The organism is Streptomyces thermoalcalitolerans, assembly GCF_039525155.1.
Classification (GTDB): domain Bacteria; phylum Actinomycetota; class Actinomycetes; order Streptomycetales; family Streptomycetaceae; genus Streptomyces; species Streptomyces thermovulgaris.
In genome coordinates this window covers 22,736-35,663 of the sequence record NZ_BAAAHG010000026.1, presented here as the reverse complement: position 1 = coordinate 35,663, position 12,928 = coordinate 22,736, and the positions used below count along the sequence as shown (strand labels likewise).

At 71.5% G+C, this 12,928-nt stretch carries 10 protein-coding genes; 8 read left to right on the top strand and 2 right to left on the bottom strand.

Going from position 1 to position 12,928, the window contains the following annotated elements; translation table 11 throughout:
• The first annotated feature begins 20 nt into the window (after positions 1–20).
• A complete protein-coding gene (locus ABD224_RS16485; RefSeq protein ID WP_344050385.1) occupies positions 21–749 on the top strand; it encodes a class III extradiol dioxygenase subunit B-like domain-containing protein in 729 nt (242 codons plus the stop codon).
• 15 nt (positions 750–764) lie between these two features.
• Here the strand turns inward: ABD224_RS16485 and ABD224_RS16480 are convergent, their stop codons facing one another.
• The gene (locus ABD224_RS16480) at positions 765–1,073 is read right to left on the bottom strand and encodes an antitoxin (protein ID WP_344050382.1); all 309 of its coding nucleotides are present in this window, start codon (positions 1,071–1,073) and stop codon (positions 765–767) included.
• 168 nt (positions 1,074–1,241) lie between these two features.
• Here ABD224_RS16480 and miaA point away from each other — a divergent pair, with 168 nt between their 5' ends.
• The 6 genes from miaA to hflX all read left to right on the top strand — a co-directional run bounded on the left by miaA (position 1,242) and on the right by hflX (position 10,089).
• Positions 1,242–2,180, top strand: coding sequence for a tRNA (adenosine(37)-N6)-dimethylallyltransferase MiaA (gene miaA / locus ABD224_RS16475; RefSeq protein ID WP_344050380.1), 939 nt, complete (start codon positions 1,242–1,244; stop codon positions 2,178–2,180).
• Between the two features lie 108 nt (positions 2,181–2,288).
• Positions 2,289–2,786, top strand: coding sequence for a hypothetical protein (locus tag ABD224_RS16470; protein ID WP_344050448.1), 498 nt, complete (start codon positions 2,289–2,291; stop codon positions 2,784–2,786).
• A 282-nt stretch (positions 2,787–3,068) separates the two neighbouring features.
• Positions 3,069–3,938: a diaminopimelate epimerase gene (gene dapF / locus ABD224_RS16465; RefSeq protein ID WP_344050377.1), complete on the top strand. Its 870-nt coding sequence runs from the start codon at positions 3,069–3,071 to the stop codon at positions 3,936–3,938.
• A gap of 297 nt (positions 3,939–4,235) precedes the next feature.
• On the top strand, positions 4,236–6,470 hold the full coding sequence (locus ABD224_RS16460; RefSeq protein WP_344050375.1) for a RelA/SpoT family protein: 2,235 nt from the start codon (positions 4,236–4,238) through the stop codon (positions 6,468–6,470).
• Between the two features lie 307 nt (positions 6,471–6,777).
• The gene (locus tag ABD224_RS16455; protein ID WP_344050373.1) at positions 6,778–8,256 is read left to right on the top strand and encodes a M1 family metallopeptidase; all 1,479 of its coding nucleotides are present in this window, start codon (positions 6,778–6,780) and stop codon (positions 8,254–8,256) included.
• 324 nt (positions 8,257–8,580) lie between these two features.
• Positions 8,581–10,089, top strand: coding sequence for a GTPase HflX (hflX, locus tag ABD224_RS16450; RefSeq protein WP_344050371.1), 1,509 nt, complete (start codon positions 8,581–8,583; stop codon positions 10,087–10,089).
• A 162-nt stretch (positions 10,090–10,251) separates the two neighbouring features.
• Here the strand turns inward: hflX and ABD224_RS16445 are convergent, their stop codons facing one another.
• Positions 10,252–11,493, bottom strand: a complete 1,242-nt coding sequence (locus ABD224_RS16445) for a trypsin-like serine peptidase (protein WP_344050369.1) — start codon at positions 11,491–11,493, stop codon at positions 10,252–10,254.
• Positions 11,494–11,906: 413 nt separating this feature from the next.
• Between ABD224_RS16445 and ABD224_RS16440 the strand changes: the two genes are divergently transcribed.
• A complete protein-coding gene (locus tag ABD224_RS16440; RefSeq protein ID WP_344050367.1) occupies positions 11,907–12,653 on the top strand; it encodes a PepSY domain-containing protein in 747 nt (248 codons plus the stop codon).
• Positions 12,654–12,928: the final 275 nt, after the last annotated feature.

Genomic DNA, 12,928 nt, shown 5'->3' with positions numbered 1-12,928 from the left:
CCGGCGTTACCCTGCCGATCATGCTTGTCGCCGCCGCTGTCTGCCCCTGCCCGCCCCTCCTCGTGCCCGAGCTCGCCGCGGGCGCCGCACCCGAGATGGACGCCGCGCGCGCCGCGTGCGGGGAGGCCCTGGGCGTGCTCGCCGCCGCCCGGCCCGAACTGCTCGTGGTCGTCGGGCCCGCCGGACAGCCCGGGTGCACCCCGTACCCCGAGGGCACCCGGGGGTCGTTCCGGGGCTTCGGCGTGGACGTGGACGTCCGGCTCGGCCGGGACAGGGGCACCGCGTCCGGACAGGAGGCGTCCGGGCAGGAGCTGCCGCCCTCGCTCGCCGTGGCCGCCTGGCTGCTGGAGCGGACCGGCCGGCCCGACGTCCCCGTCGAGGGGATCGGCGTGGGAGAGCTGCTGGAACCCGAGCGGTGCGCGGCGGCCGGCCGGGACATCGCCCTGCGGGCCGGCCGGGTGGCGCTGCTGGTGATGGGCGACGCCAGCGCCTGCCGGTCGATCAAGGCGCCGGGATATCTCGACGAACGCGCCGAGCCCTTCGACGCGGGGATCGCCCGTGCGCTGGAACAGGCGGACACGGCGGCCCTCCTGGCCCTCGGCACGGAGCCGGCACACGGGCTGAAGGCGTCGGGCCGGGCCCCCTGGCAGGTCCTCGCGGGTGCTGCCGAGGGCGCCGTCCTCGGTGGTGAGCTGCTCTACGACGATGCGCCGTACGGCGTGGGATACCTGGTGGCGACCTGGTCGTAAGGCGGGTGCGAGCCGTCAGGACACGGGCGGCGGACCCTCCGGCGAGGACGGCGGGGAAGCGCTCCTCGGCGTCTCGCCGGCCTGGGGAGCCTCACCCTTCTCCGGGCTCCTCCCGCTCCTGTGCGCGAGCCGGTCCATGGCTTCCTTGGCCTTGCCCGTGCCCGCCTGGATCTTGTCGCTGTACTTGCCCTTGGTCTTCTCGTCCACCAGCTTCGCGGCCCGTTCCAGGCCGTGCCCGATCGTGCCCCCGTGCCGCTGGGCGAGGTGCGACACCTTCTCCTTGGCGGGGCCGATACGGGCCTTCATGTTGTCCAGCAGACCCATGGTTCACCTTTCCTGGCGGTCTTCTCCTCCTGGCGGTCTTCTCCCCGGCGGCCGAGACTTTCTTTGCCGCTCCTACCCGCGAAGGAGTCGTGCAAAAACCCCCATATCAATCCCATGTAGTACGTAACTCATTCGAGGCAGTGGTGGGGGTTTTGCGAGACTGTTGCGGTGAGCAGCGCACTTTCCACTCCTCGCGTCATCGCCGTCGTCGGCCCCACCGCGGCCGGAAAGTCCGACCTGGGCGTCTTTCTGGCCCAGCGTCTGGGAGGCGAGGTCGTCAACGCCGACTCCATGCAGCTCTACCGGGGGATGGACATCGGCACCGCGAAGCTGACGCCCGAGGAGCGCGGCGGCGTACCCCATCACCTCCTCGACATCTGGGACGTGACGGTCACGGCCTCCGTCGCCGAGTACCAGCGGCTCGCCCGGGAGCGGATCGACGCGCTGCTCGCCGAGGGACGCTGGCCGATCCTGGTCGGCGGCTCCGGCCTGTACGTCCGCGGGGCCGTGGACAACCTGGAGTTCCCCGGCACCGACCCCGAGGTGCGTGCCCGGCTGGAGGAGGAGCTCGCCCTGCACGGCTCGGGCGTGCTGCACGCCCGTCTGGCCGCCGCCGACCCCGAGGCCGCGCGGGCCATCCTGCCCAGCAACGGCCGCCGTATCGTCCGGGCCCTGGAGGTGATCGAGATCACCGGCCGGCCCTTCACGGCCACCCTCCCCGGTCACGAGGCGGTCTACGACACCATCCAGATCGGCGTCGACGTGCCCCGCCCCGAGCTCGACGAGCGTATCGCGCGCCGGGTCGACCGCATGTGGGAGGCGGGGCTCGTGGACGAGGTGCGCGCGCTGGAGGCGCAGGGTCTGCGTGAGGGGCGCACGGCATCGCGTGCACTCGGCTACCAGCAGGTGCTCGCGGCGCTCGCGGGGGAGTGCACGCTGGAAGAAGCGCGCGCGGAGACCGTACGCGCCACGAAGCGCTTCGCGCGCCGTCAGGACTCCTGGTTCCGGCGTGATCCGCGGGTGCACTGGCTGAGCGGAGCCGCGAAGGATCTCGGGGAACTTCCCCGCCTGGCGCTGTCGTTGGTCGAACGACCGGTTACAGCCTGATCACGTCATGGCATCGGGACGCCCCGGTCGCCGTCCGGGGCCCCCGCGCCATGCCATCATCGAGCTCCGATCGGCCGAAGAGAGTCCTAGTTGGGAGGGCGCGTGGCGATGGAGGCCGGCCCTCGCGACACCGCACAAGGAACGGACCGCATCACCGTGGACCGCGGCGGCGCGGAGCCGGACGAGAGTTCCCTGAGCTCCGACGGACCCGACGAGACGCAGGGCGGAGTGACCGCGGACGGTCCGGGGTCCGAGGAGATGTTCGCCGGGCCCGAGGTGGAAGTCGAACTGCGCCCGCAGCGGCGGCTGCGCATCTGGCAGCTGGCCCCCATCGTGGGCCTGGCCGCGGTCGGTTCCCTCATGTTCGCCTTCCCGCTGGCCTTCGACAGCGACAGCGGTGCCGTGATCGCCATGCTGGGGCTGCTGATCTGCCTCTGCTCGGCCGGCTGGGGCATGATGGCCGCCCGCCGTGTCGGCTACACCTGGCCGGGCCTGCCTCCGCGGGGATCGGGCCGCCGCCTCGACTGGCGGGTGATCGGCGCATACGCCCTCGTCGTCGCCGTGGCCGTCGTCCTCGCCGTCTGGCGCGTCGCCCGGCTCCGTTAGGCCCTGCCGGCCGGGTCCTGCCGGCACCTTGCGCCGTCCGGCCGGAGGGGGACGGGCCGCGCGGTGTCCGGTGCCATGGGGTCTCCTTGCCCGAGCGGAGCCGAGGGCTCGGGGAGGGTGTGCCCGGAGGCGCCTCCCGGCCTTCCGGTCCGGGGGAGCGCCGCAGGGCAGGCAGGGCAGGCGGGAGGGCGCCGGCAGGGTCCGGAGCGCCCGCGGGGACCCTGCGGGGACGGCGGCCGCCGGGCGTGCGCCCCGGGTGCGGGCACCCCGTACGATCGAGGCATGAGCACGCGCATCCCCTTCCTCAAGGGCCACGGCACGGAGAACGACTTCGTGATCGTCCCGGACCCGGAGAACGCCGTGGACCTGACCCCGGCCGCCGTGGCCGCCCTGTGCGACCGCCGCGCGGGCATCGGCGGGGACGGCGTGCTGCACGTCGTGCGGTCCGCCGCGCACCCGGAGGCCCGGGAGATGGCGGCCGAGGCGGAGTGGTTCATGGACTACCGCAACGGCGACGGCTCGGTCGCGGAGATGTGCGGCAACGGTGTGCGGGTCTTCGCGCGCTACCTCCAGTACGCCGGGCACGCGGCCGAGGGCGACCTCGCGATCGCCACGCGCGGGGGTGTGAAGACCGTGCACCTCGCCAAGGACGGCGACATCACCGTCGGCATGGGCAGGGCGCGGCTCCCCGAGGGGGACGTCACGGTGAGCGTCGGCGAGCGCAGCTGGCCCGCGCGCAACGTGAACATGGGCAACCCGCACGCGGTCGCCTTCGTCGACGACCTCGCCGACGCCGGCGACCTGCTCTCCCCGCCGGCCTTCAGCCCGGCCTCCGCCTACCCGGACGGGGTGAACGTCGAGTTCGTGGTCGACTGCGGCCCCCGGCATGTCGCCATGCGCGTGCACGAGCGCGGCGCCGGCGAGACCCGCTCCTGCGGCACGGGCGCGTGTGCCGTCGCCGTGGCGGCCGCCCGGCGCGACGGCGCCGACCCCGCGGTCACCGGGACCCCCGTGACGTACACGGTGGACGTGCCCGGCGGGACCCTGGTGATCACCGAGCGGCCGGACGGCGAGATCGAGATGACCGGTCCGGCGGTGATCGTCGCCGAGGGCGAGATCGACAGCGAGTGGCTGAAAACAGTCGTCGGCTGAAGGAGGGGCGGCTGTGTGTCGCAGATGAAGCGGCCCGCAGCACCAGTCATACGTATGCCTGGACGTGCCGGGAGCGAGACATCCATGGCCGACCCCCTGCCGGGTGACCGGAAACCTTAAACTTTCCAGCCATCGCTCGAATGGGTGATCCGTTTCACGCTCACCGGGAGGCGGCCGATCGGGCCCGTCGGGCTCGGTAGCATCAAGCACCGGCTCGGACGGGGGAATCCGTTGCCATCCCTTGAGCCGTGTACGCCTTGGGCACCCCGTCCGCCGGTCCACGCAGCCGGAGGTGCCATGAGTGCGGATGCCACGAATCCTGCGGCCCCGGTGGCTCCCGCAGAGCCCCGCCGCAGGGCCCGCCCGCGAATCGACCTGCGCCGGCTCGGCCGTGCCGCCCTGCTCGGCCCGGCCACCCGCGACCGGCTGCCCGACGCCATCAGCCATGTGGTCGAGGCCCACCGCGCGCACTTCCCCGACGCCGACCTCGAACCGCTGCGCCGCGCCTATCTCCTGGCCGAGTCCTCCCACCGGGGGCAGTTGCGCAAAAGCGGTGAGCCGTACATCACGCACCCCCTCGCGGTGACCCTCATCCTCGCCGAACTCGGCGCGGAGACCACCACCTTGACGGCGTCACTGCTGCACGACACCGTCGAGGACACCGACGTCACCCTGGAGCAGGTCGGTGAGGAGTTCGGCGAGGAGGTGCGCTACCTCGTCGACGGCGTCACCAAGCTGGAGAAGGTCGACTACGGCGCCGCCGCCGAGCCCGAGACCTTCCGCAAGATGCTCGTCGCCACGGGCAACGACGTCCGCGTGATGTCGATCAAGCTCGCCGACCGGCTGCACAACATGCGCACCCTCGGGGTGATGCGCCCGGAGAAACAGAAACGCATCGCCAAGGTCACCCGGGACGTGCTCATCCCGCTCGCCGAACGGCTCGGGGTACAGGCCCTCAAGACCGAGCTGGAGGACCTCGTCTTCGCCGTCCTGCACCCCGAGGAGTACGCACGCACGCGCGAGTTGATCGCCGAGAACGCCGCGCGTCCCCACGACCCGCTCGCCGAGGTCGCCGAACAGGTCCGCGGAGTGCTGCGCGAGGCCGGTCTCACCGCCGAAGTCCTCATCCGGCCACGGCACTTCGTCTCCGTGCACCGTGTCGCCCGCAAACGCGGCCGGCTGCGCGGATGCGACTTCGGGCGGCTGCTCGTGCTGGTGAACGAGGACGCCGACTGCTACGCGGTCCTCGGCGAACTGCACACGTGCATGACGCCGATCGTCTCGGAGTTCAAGGACTTCATCGCCGTACCCAAGTTCAACCTGTACCAGTCGCTGCACACGGCCGTCGCCCTCCCCCGGGACCACGCGGACACGCCCGGAGGGACCCCCGTGGACGGCGAGGTCGTCGAAATCCTCATCCGCACCCACCGGATGCACAAGGTCGCCGAGGCCGGTGTCGTGGCGCTCGGCAACCCCTACGCCCCTCCCTCGGAGGAGCAGTCCGCGGGCGACGGCGAGCGCGCCGACCCCACCCGGCCGGGCTGGCTCTCCCGCCTCCTGGAGTGGCAGCGGGCGGCACCCGACCCCGACACCTTCTGGTCCACGCTGCGCGAGGACCTCGCCCAGGACCGTGAGATCACCGTCTTCAGACCCGACGGAGGAACGCTGGGCCTGCCCGAGGGCGCCACGTGCGTGGACGCCGCCTACGCCCTGTACGGCGAGGACGCGCACGCGTGCATGGGCGCCCGGGTCAACGGCCGCCTGGCGACGCTGAGCACCGTCCTGAAGGACGGCGACACCGTCCAGCTGCTCATGGGCCAGGACCCGGCCTCCGAGCCCTCCCGGGAGTGGCTGGAGCACGCGCGCACCCCGACCGCCCGCATCGCCATCCAGCGCCGGCTGGCCGCGCGGCCGTCCCCGGCCGAGAACGCCGGGAACACCGAGATCGAGAACGCCGGGAACGCCGGGAACGCCGAGGACAAGGCCGGCACCGCTGCTCCGGCTCCCGCGACCCCTGCTCCGAGCAGGGCGACGGACGCCGGTCCGCCCCGGGGCCGGGACTTTGGTGCGGCCGCCGGCGCCGCACCGCGCGAGGCGAGTGTCCTGGTCGTCGACCGCCCCCGCGCGAACGCGCGGCTCGCGGGCTGCTGTACCCCCGTGCCGCCCGACGGGATCACCGGATTCGTCGTCCGCGGGGGAGTGGTGACCGTGCACCGTGTGGAGTGCGCGACGGTCGCGCGGATGAAGAGCGCGGGGCGCGCGGAGGTCGACGTGCGCTGGGGAGACACCGCCGCGTGCCGGGTCACGCTGCTCGCCGAATCGTTCGACCGCCCCCATCTGCTGGCCGACCTCACCGAGGCGATCGCCCGTGAGGGCGTCGAGATCATCTCGGCGACGGTGTCCCCGCCGGTCCGGCAGCACGTCCGCCACACGTACACCCTCCAACTGCCCGACGCCGCCGGTCTGCCGTCCCTGATGCGCGCGATGCGCAACGTTCCGGGCGTCTACGACGTGAGCCGCACCCAGCCCTAGCCGCCGGACACTGGGGCGCAGCTGTCTCCGACATGCGCGCCGGGCGCACCGTGCCGGTGCCCGGTGTGCCCGGCGGCTTCCCGGTGGCCTCGTGTGCTCCGCCCGCCTCCGCCCGTCCGTGCGCCCCGCGGCCCGTCCTCGCGTACATGCGCGCTCCTGGCCGTGCGCACCGCCCGGCGCACTGCTCGCGGTGAATGCCCCTCAACACCTTTTCCCCCGGCCCCCGGTGCGGTTTCGAGGGCTCCTTTCGGGTGGGTCGGGCGCGAGCCTGCGCCGTGCCGCGCAAGAGCGCTGGTAGCGGTGGGACATGCTGCTCAGCCCTGGATCACGTGTCCCGCGTCGCCTGAAGGCGGTCCTCCTCGCCTCCGCCGTCTCCGCCGCCCTCGTCGCCGCGAGCGCCCCGCCCGAGCCCCTGGGCGTCGGGGACCGGCTCTTCCCGCACCTGGGCAACCCGGGATACGACGTGTCGTCGTACGACCTGGCCTTCACCTATTCCGGCGACAACAGCACGCCGCTGCGGGCCGTCACCACGATCGACGCGTGGACGACCCGGAAGCTGGACCGGGTGAACCTCGACTTCGCGCACGGCAAGGTCGACTCCGTGGAGGTCGACGGCAGCCCGGCCGCGTTCACCACCGTCGGCGAAGACCTCGTGATCACCCCGAAGAACCCGCTGCCCCGCAGCAGTTGGACGCGGATCACCGTACGCCACACCAGCGACCCCGCGCCCGGAAAGAACCGCGACGGAGGCTGGGTACGCACCGAGGACGGCCTTGTGCTGGCCAACCAGGCCGACGCCGCGCACCTGGTGTTCCCGTGCAACGACCACCCGTCCGACAAGGCGATGTTCACCATCCGTGTCACCACGCCCGAGGGGTACACGGCCGTCGCCAACGGGCTGCCGGCCGGTATCGTCCAAAACGGCGGCACGACCACGTGGGTGTACCGCACCCGGCACCCCATGGCCACCGAGCTGACGCAGATCTCCGTCGGCCGCTCCACCGTGCTGCACCGCACCGGCCCGCAGGACCTGCCCGTACGGGACGTGGTCCCGGCCGAGGACCACGCGGTGCTCGAGCCGTGGCTGGCCAGGACCCCCGCCCAGATCGCCTGGATGGAGAGCAAGGTCGGCCCGTACCCCTTCGAGACGTACGGCGTGCTGGTGGCCTCCGCCAGCACCGGCTTCCAGCTCGAGACGCAGACCCTGTCCCTGTTCGAGAAGAGGCTGTTCACCGACGCCGCCTATCCCGAGTGGTACGTCGAGTCGATCATGGTGCACGAGCTGTCCCACCAGTGGTTCGGCGACAGCGTGAGCCCCCGCACCTGGTCCGACCTGTGGCTCAGCGAGGGGCACGCCACCTGGTACGAGGCCCTGTACGCCGAGGAGAAGGCGAACCGGCCCCTGGAGGCCCGTATGAAGGCCGCCTACAGCGCCTCCGACCGCTGGCGCGAGGCCGGCGGGCCGCCCGCGCTGCCCAGGCCGCCGGAGCCCGGGCAGAAGGCCGGCATCTTCCGTCCGAACGTCTACGACGGCGCCGCGCTCGTCCTGTACGCGCTGCGTCAGGAGATCGGCAAGCAGAACTTCGAGCGCCTGGAGCGCACCTGGGTGCGCTCCCACCGGGACGGCGCCGCGACCACGGCCGACTTCCAGCGTCTGGCCTCGGACATCGCCGGACGCGATCTGAGCGGCTTCTTCAAGGCCTGGCTGTACGGCGAGAAGACCCCGCCGATGCCCGGCCACCCCGACTGGAAGTCCGAGCCGCCGGCGAAGACGGCGAAGAAATGACCGCTGAGGCGTCCGGAGAAGTGCCCGGGAGGCACCCGGAGAAGCAATCGGGGGAAGCACCCGAGAAGCTCCCCGGGAAACGACGGAAACGACGGGGAGCGGTCGGGGAATGAGCGGGCAATGATCGGAGAATGAATGATCGGGGAATGGACGGAGGAACGGCCGGGAGGGGTGCGGCCGGGAGCGACGGAGAAATAATGTCGTGACGGAACGGCGCACGGCGTGCGACCATCGTCGGGCCGGCACGGCAGGGGACAGGGGAATGTTCCCGGGTACTCATACGTTGTGACCGGTGACGGAAATATCCCACGGCGTAAGGATCCAATGACCTCCTCTTCCTCCTCTTCCCAGACGTTTCGGGCGTCCCGATCCGGCAGGCGCCTTGCGAACACCCACCCCGAGGGCCTCCGGGCCGATGCCCTGATGGAAGAGGACGTCGCCTGGAGCCCCGAGATCGACGGAGAGCGGGACGGCGATCAGCTCGACCGCTTCGACCGCGCGGCCCTGCGCCGTGTCGCGGGCCTCTCCACCGAGCTCGAGGACGTCACCGAGGTCGAGTACCGGCAGCTCCGCCTGGAGCGGGTCGTGCTCGTCGGCGTCTGGACCTCGGGAACCGTGCAGGACGCGGAGAACTCGCTCGCCGAGCTCGCCGCCCTCGCGGAGACCGCGGGCGCGGTCGTGCTCGACGGCGTGATCCAGCGCCGTGACAAGCCCGACCCGGCCACCTACATCGGCTCCGGCAAGGCCGACGAACTGCGCGACATCGTCCTGGAGACGGGCGCGGACACCGTCATCTGCGACGGTGAGCTCAGCCCGGGCCAGCTGATCCAGCTCGAGGACGTCGTCAAGGTCAAGGTCATCGACCGTACGGCCCTGATCCTGGACATCTTCGCCCAGCACGCCAAGTCCCGGGAGGGCAAGGCGCAGGTCGCGCTCGCGCAGATGGAGTACATGCTGCCGAGGCTGCGCGGTTGGGGTCAGTCGCTGTCCCGGCAGATGGGTGGCGGCAGCGGCGGGATCGCCACACGCGGTCCCGGTGAGACCAAGATCGAGACGGACCGGCGGCGGATTCGCGAGAAGATGGCGAAGATGCGCCGGGAGATCGCGAGCATGAAGACCGGCCGCGAGGTCAAGCGCCAGGAGCGGCGCCGCAACAAGGTGCCCTCCGTCGCCATCGCCGGTTACACCAACGCCGGCAAGTCCTCCTTGCTCAACCGTCTCACCGGCGCGGGCGTCCTGGTCGAGAACGCGCTGTTCGCGACCCTGGACCCGACCGTGCGCCGGGCCGAGACCCCGAGCGGCCGGACCTACACCCTGGCCGACACCGTCGGTTTCGTCCGGCACCTGCCGCACCACCTGGTCGAGGCGTTCCGCTCCACCATGGAGGAGGTCGGTGACGCCGACCTGATCCTGCACGTGGTCGACGGCGCCCACCCCAACCCGGAGGAGCAGCTGGCCGCCGTGCGCGAGGTGATCAGGGACATCGGCGCCGCCGGCATCCCCGAGATCGTCGTGATCAACAAGGCGGACGCGGCGGATCCGCTGGTGCTCCAGCGGCTGCTGCGGATCGAGAAGCGCTCGATCGCGGTCTCCGCCCGCACCGGAGAGGGCATCCCGGAGCTGCTGGACCTGATCGACAGGGAGCTGCCCCGGCCGGCCGTCGAGATCGAGGCACTGGTGCCGTACACCTGCGGCAACCTGGTCGCCCGCGCCCACACCGAGGGCGAGGTGCTCTCCCAGGAGCACACCGCGGAGGGCACCCTGCTCAAGGCCTGGGTGCACGAGGAGCTCGCGGCGGAACTGGCACCGTACACGCCGGCTCCCGCGGCCTGATCCACGGTCACGGCCCGCGGGCCACGACTCCCCAACACGACACGACACGCCGAGGGCTCGCTCCCCGTCGACGAGGAGCGAGCCCTCGGCGTTCACAAGGTCACCGGCCGCCGTACCTCTCGCCCACGCTCCGGTACGAAGCCGCCCCGGCCGGGCCGGCGGTCACTGTCCGGCGAACTTCCTGCTGACCGCGTCGTACACGCCCTTGGCCACCTCGCCCAGCCGCGGGCCCGCCAGCCAGCCCGTCGTCACCGGGCCGATCGAGGTGTTGGAGACCAGGACGGGCTTGCCGTCCGGGCCCGTCCTGACCCAGCCGCCGCCGGAGGAGCCGCCGGTCATGGTGCAGCCGATGCGGTACATCGTCGGGTCCGAGGCGTTCAGCGACAGCCGGCCCGGCTTGTCCTGGCACTGGTACAGCCGCTGGCCGTCGTACGGCGCCGCCGCCGGGTAGCCGGTCGCGGTGACGCTGTCCACCTTCGGCACGGGCGGGGCGTTGAAGTCCACGGGCAGTGCCCCGCCGACGGTCTCCTCCAGCGATTTGCCGCTGCCGCCCTTCTCGGGCGTGACGTGGAGGACGGCGAAGTCGTACGGGGCACCCTGACCGCCGGTCGAGCCGCCCTGCTCGATCCACTGCTGAGAGGTCTGCGCCCAGTCTCCCCACCACACGCCGTACGGGGCGACCTCCTCCCGGGTGGCGTTCCTCAGCTGGTCGGCGTCCTTGCCCGCGTCGTTGTACGCCGGCACGAAGGCGATGTTGCGGTACCAGCCGCCCTTCTTGCCGGCGTGCACACAGTGGCCGGCCGTCCACACCAGGTTGGACTTGCCGGGGTGCGCCGGGTCCTGAACGACCGTCGCCGAGCAGACCATGCTGCCCTCGGGGGAGTCGAAGAACACCTTGCCCGCCGTCGCCGCGTTCTCGCGGTACGGCGGCGAGACCGCCCGCGCCTTCACCGGTACCGGAGTCGGGTCGGTGACACCCTGGTCACCGGAGAGGTCGTTCTCGTCGACACTCCGGTTCGGGTCCTCGGCCCGGCGCATGCGCTCCGGGTCCCACAGGTCCTTGATGATCGGGTTGATGAAGTCGCTCGCCTCGCGCAGCCAGTCGTCCTTGTTCCAGTCCTTCCAGGCGCCGTTCCTCCACTTGTCGATGTCGATCCCGTGCTCCTCGAGCTTCCGCCGGATGTCGTCCGGGATCTTGATCTTGCCGTCACCGATTCCGTCGATGTCACCGGGGAGCCCGGAGGCCTGGGGCCGGCCGTCCGCCCTGGTGTCGTCGCCGGAGTCACAGCCGGTGGCGGTGAGCGCCAGCGCCGAGACCAGTGCGACGGCGGTCAGCACGGGGGAGGTGGTGCGGCGGGCGCCCGTTTCTCGACGCGTGGTGAAGGACGGGCGTATGAGTCGCATGCTCTGATTCCCCCTGAAATGAACGGATGTGACACTTCCCGCCGTGCTCCCACGGTGACCCCGGGCCGAGTTCGCGCGTGCCGCACGGCGGTCTGGAACGGCACCACACACTAGGCGGTCGCGGTCCGGGTCGGCCGACAGTACGGCAACGGTTTCGCTACGAGCTTTGCCGATCGGGCAACTGTTCGGCTGTGCTCCTGTTTGACGCTCTTTCAGGAGGCTCGTTCGGGAGTGTCCCCTCCCGTGCGGGTGAGTCCGGTCCCGGCTTCAGGTCCTGGCTGCAGGTCCCGGCTTCAGGTCTGCCTGCCGGGATTCGTTCGCCGAGAGCTATGAGAAATGTAGCAACTAGCCCATTTCGGTAGTTTTGGTCTTCATGTAGTGTGTTGGGATGATTCTGGGGTTATAGGAGCTGCATGAGATCTGCGCAACGCATCACCCCTCTGCGTTCGCTGGCCGCAGCCTGTGCCCTGAGCGGTTCGGCTTTGCTGCTGGCAGCCTGTACGAACTCGGACACGACTGCTCCCCAAGCTGCTGTGGAGGCCCAGACCAGTCCGGGCTCCACCTCTTCTCCCACCGCGTCTCCCTCCCCGTCCCCCTCTCCCTCACTGAGCAGGGACCAGGCGGAGCGCAAGGAGCTGCTCTCCCAGGCGAAGGTGACCTGGGACCAGGCGGCCGACACCGCTGTCGGGGAGGTCTCCGGCGGCAAGCTCGTCGCTCTGGAACTGGGAAGGGGGCGCGAACCGGGAAGGGACCGCGGCGAGGCGACCGCCTCGCCGGGCACGCCGGAGTCGTCTCCCTCGCCGGGCGCCCCGAAGTGGGAGGCCCGGGTCGCCGCCGCCGATGGCACCCTGCACCGGATCGACATCGACGCGGTCAATGGAGAGCTCCTCCGCAGCGAAACCGAAGCGGACCAGGATGCGGACGAAAAGCGTGAGATCACCGACTGGCTGAACAGGGCCAAGCAGACACCGAAGCAGGCCGTCACAACGGCCACCGACAAGGTCAAGGGCACGGTCACCGGCCTCGAACTCGAGGAGAACGACAACCAGGAGCTCGTCTGGTCCGCCGATGTCGTCAACACCGACAACTGGACCAAGACGACCGTCGACGTCGACGCCGCCAGCGGCGAGATCGTGCGCGAGCAGGTGGACCGCGACTGAGCACCGGCGCGGCTCGCCCGGCATCCACCGCCGGGCGGCCCGCCTTCCCGGCCGGGCCGTACCGCTGTCCTTGCCCGTCCCTGCCGGCTCCGGCCGCATTCACTTCGTGGCCGACGACGGCCGCCGTGGCCGATGACGACCGCGCACACCTCGCCCACGGCGAGGTCCACACCGACGAGAAGGCCGCCCTCCGCGCGGCCTTCTCGTGGTGGACGGCGCCTTCCGCGCCCTTCGGCACCCGTGGCGCCCCCCGTGTCCACCGGCCACGGACCACC

Bases quoted from the DNA above. Each gene is read 5' to 3' on its own strand.
- ABD224_RS16485 (WP_344050385.1), top strand. From the start codon at position 21: ATGCTTGTCGCCGCCGCTGTCTGCCCCTGCCCGCCCCTCCTCGTGCCC.
- ABD224_RS16480 (WP_344050382.1), bottom strand. From the start codon at position 1,073: ATGGGTCTGCTGGACAACATGAAGGCCCGTATCGGCCCCGCCAAGGAG.
- ABD224_RS16470 (WP_344050448.1), top strand. From the start codon at position 2,289: ATGGAGGCCGGCCCTCGCGACACCGCACAAGGAACGGACCGCATCACC.
- dapF (WP_344050377.1), top strand. From the start codon at position 3,069: ATGAGCACGCGCATCCCCTTCCTCAAGGGCCACGGCACGGAGAACGAC.
- ABD224_RS16460 (WP_344050375.1), top strand. From the start codon at position 4,236: ATGAGTGCGGATGCCACGAATCCTGCGGCCCCGGTGGCTCCCGCAGAG.
- ABD224_RS16455 (WP_344050373.1), top strand. From the start codon at position 6,778: ATGCTGCTCAGCCCTGGATCACGTGTCCCGCGTCGCCTGAAGGCGGTC.
- hflX (WP_344050371.1), top strand. From the start codon at position 8,581: ATGACCTCCTCTTCCTCCTCTTCCCAGACGTTTCGGGCGTCCCGATCC.
- ABD224_RS16445 (WP_344050369.1), bottom strand. From the start codon at position 11,493: ATGCGACTCATACGCCCGTCCTTCACCACGCGTCGAGAAACGGGCGCC.
- ABD224_RS16440 (WP_344050367.1), top strand. From the start codon at position 11,907: ATGAGATCTGCGCAACGCATCACCCCTCTGCGTTCGCTGGCCGCAGCC.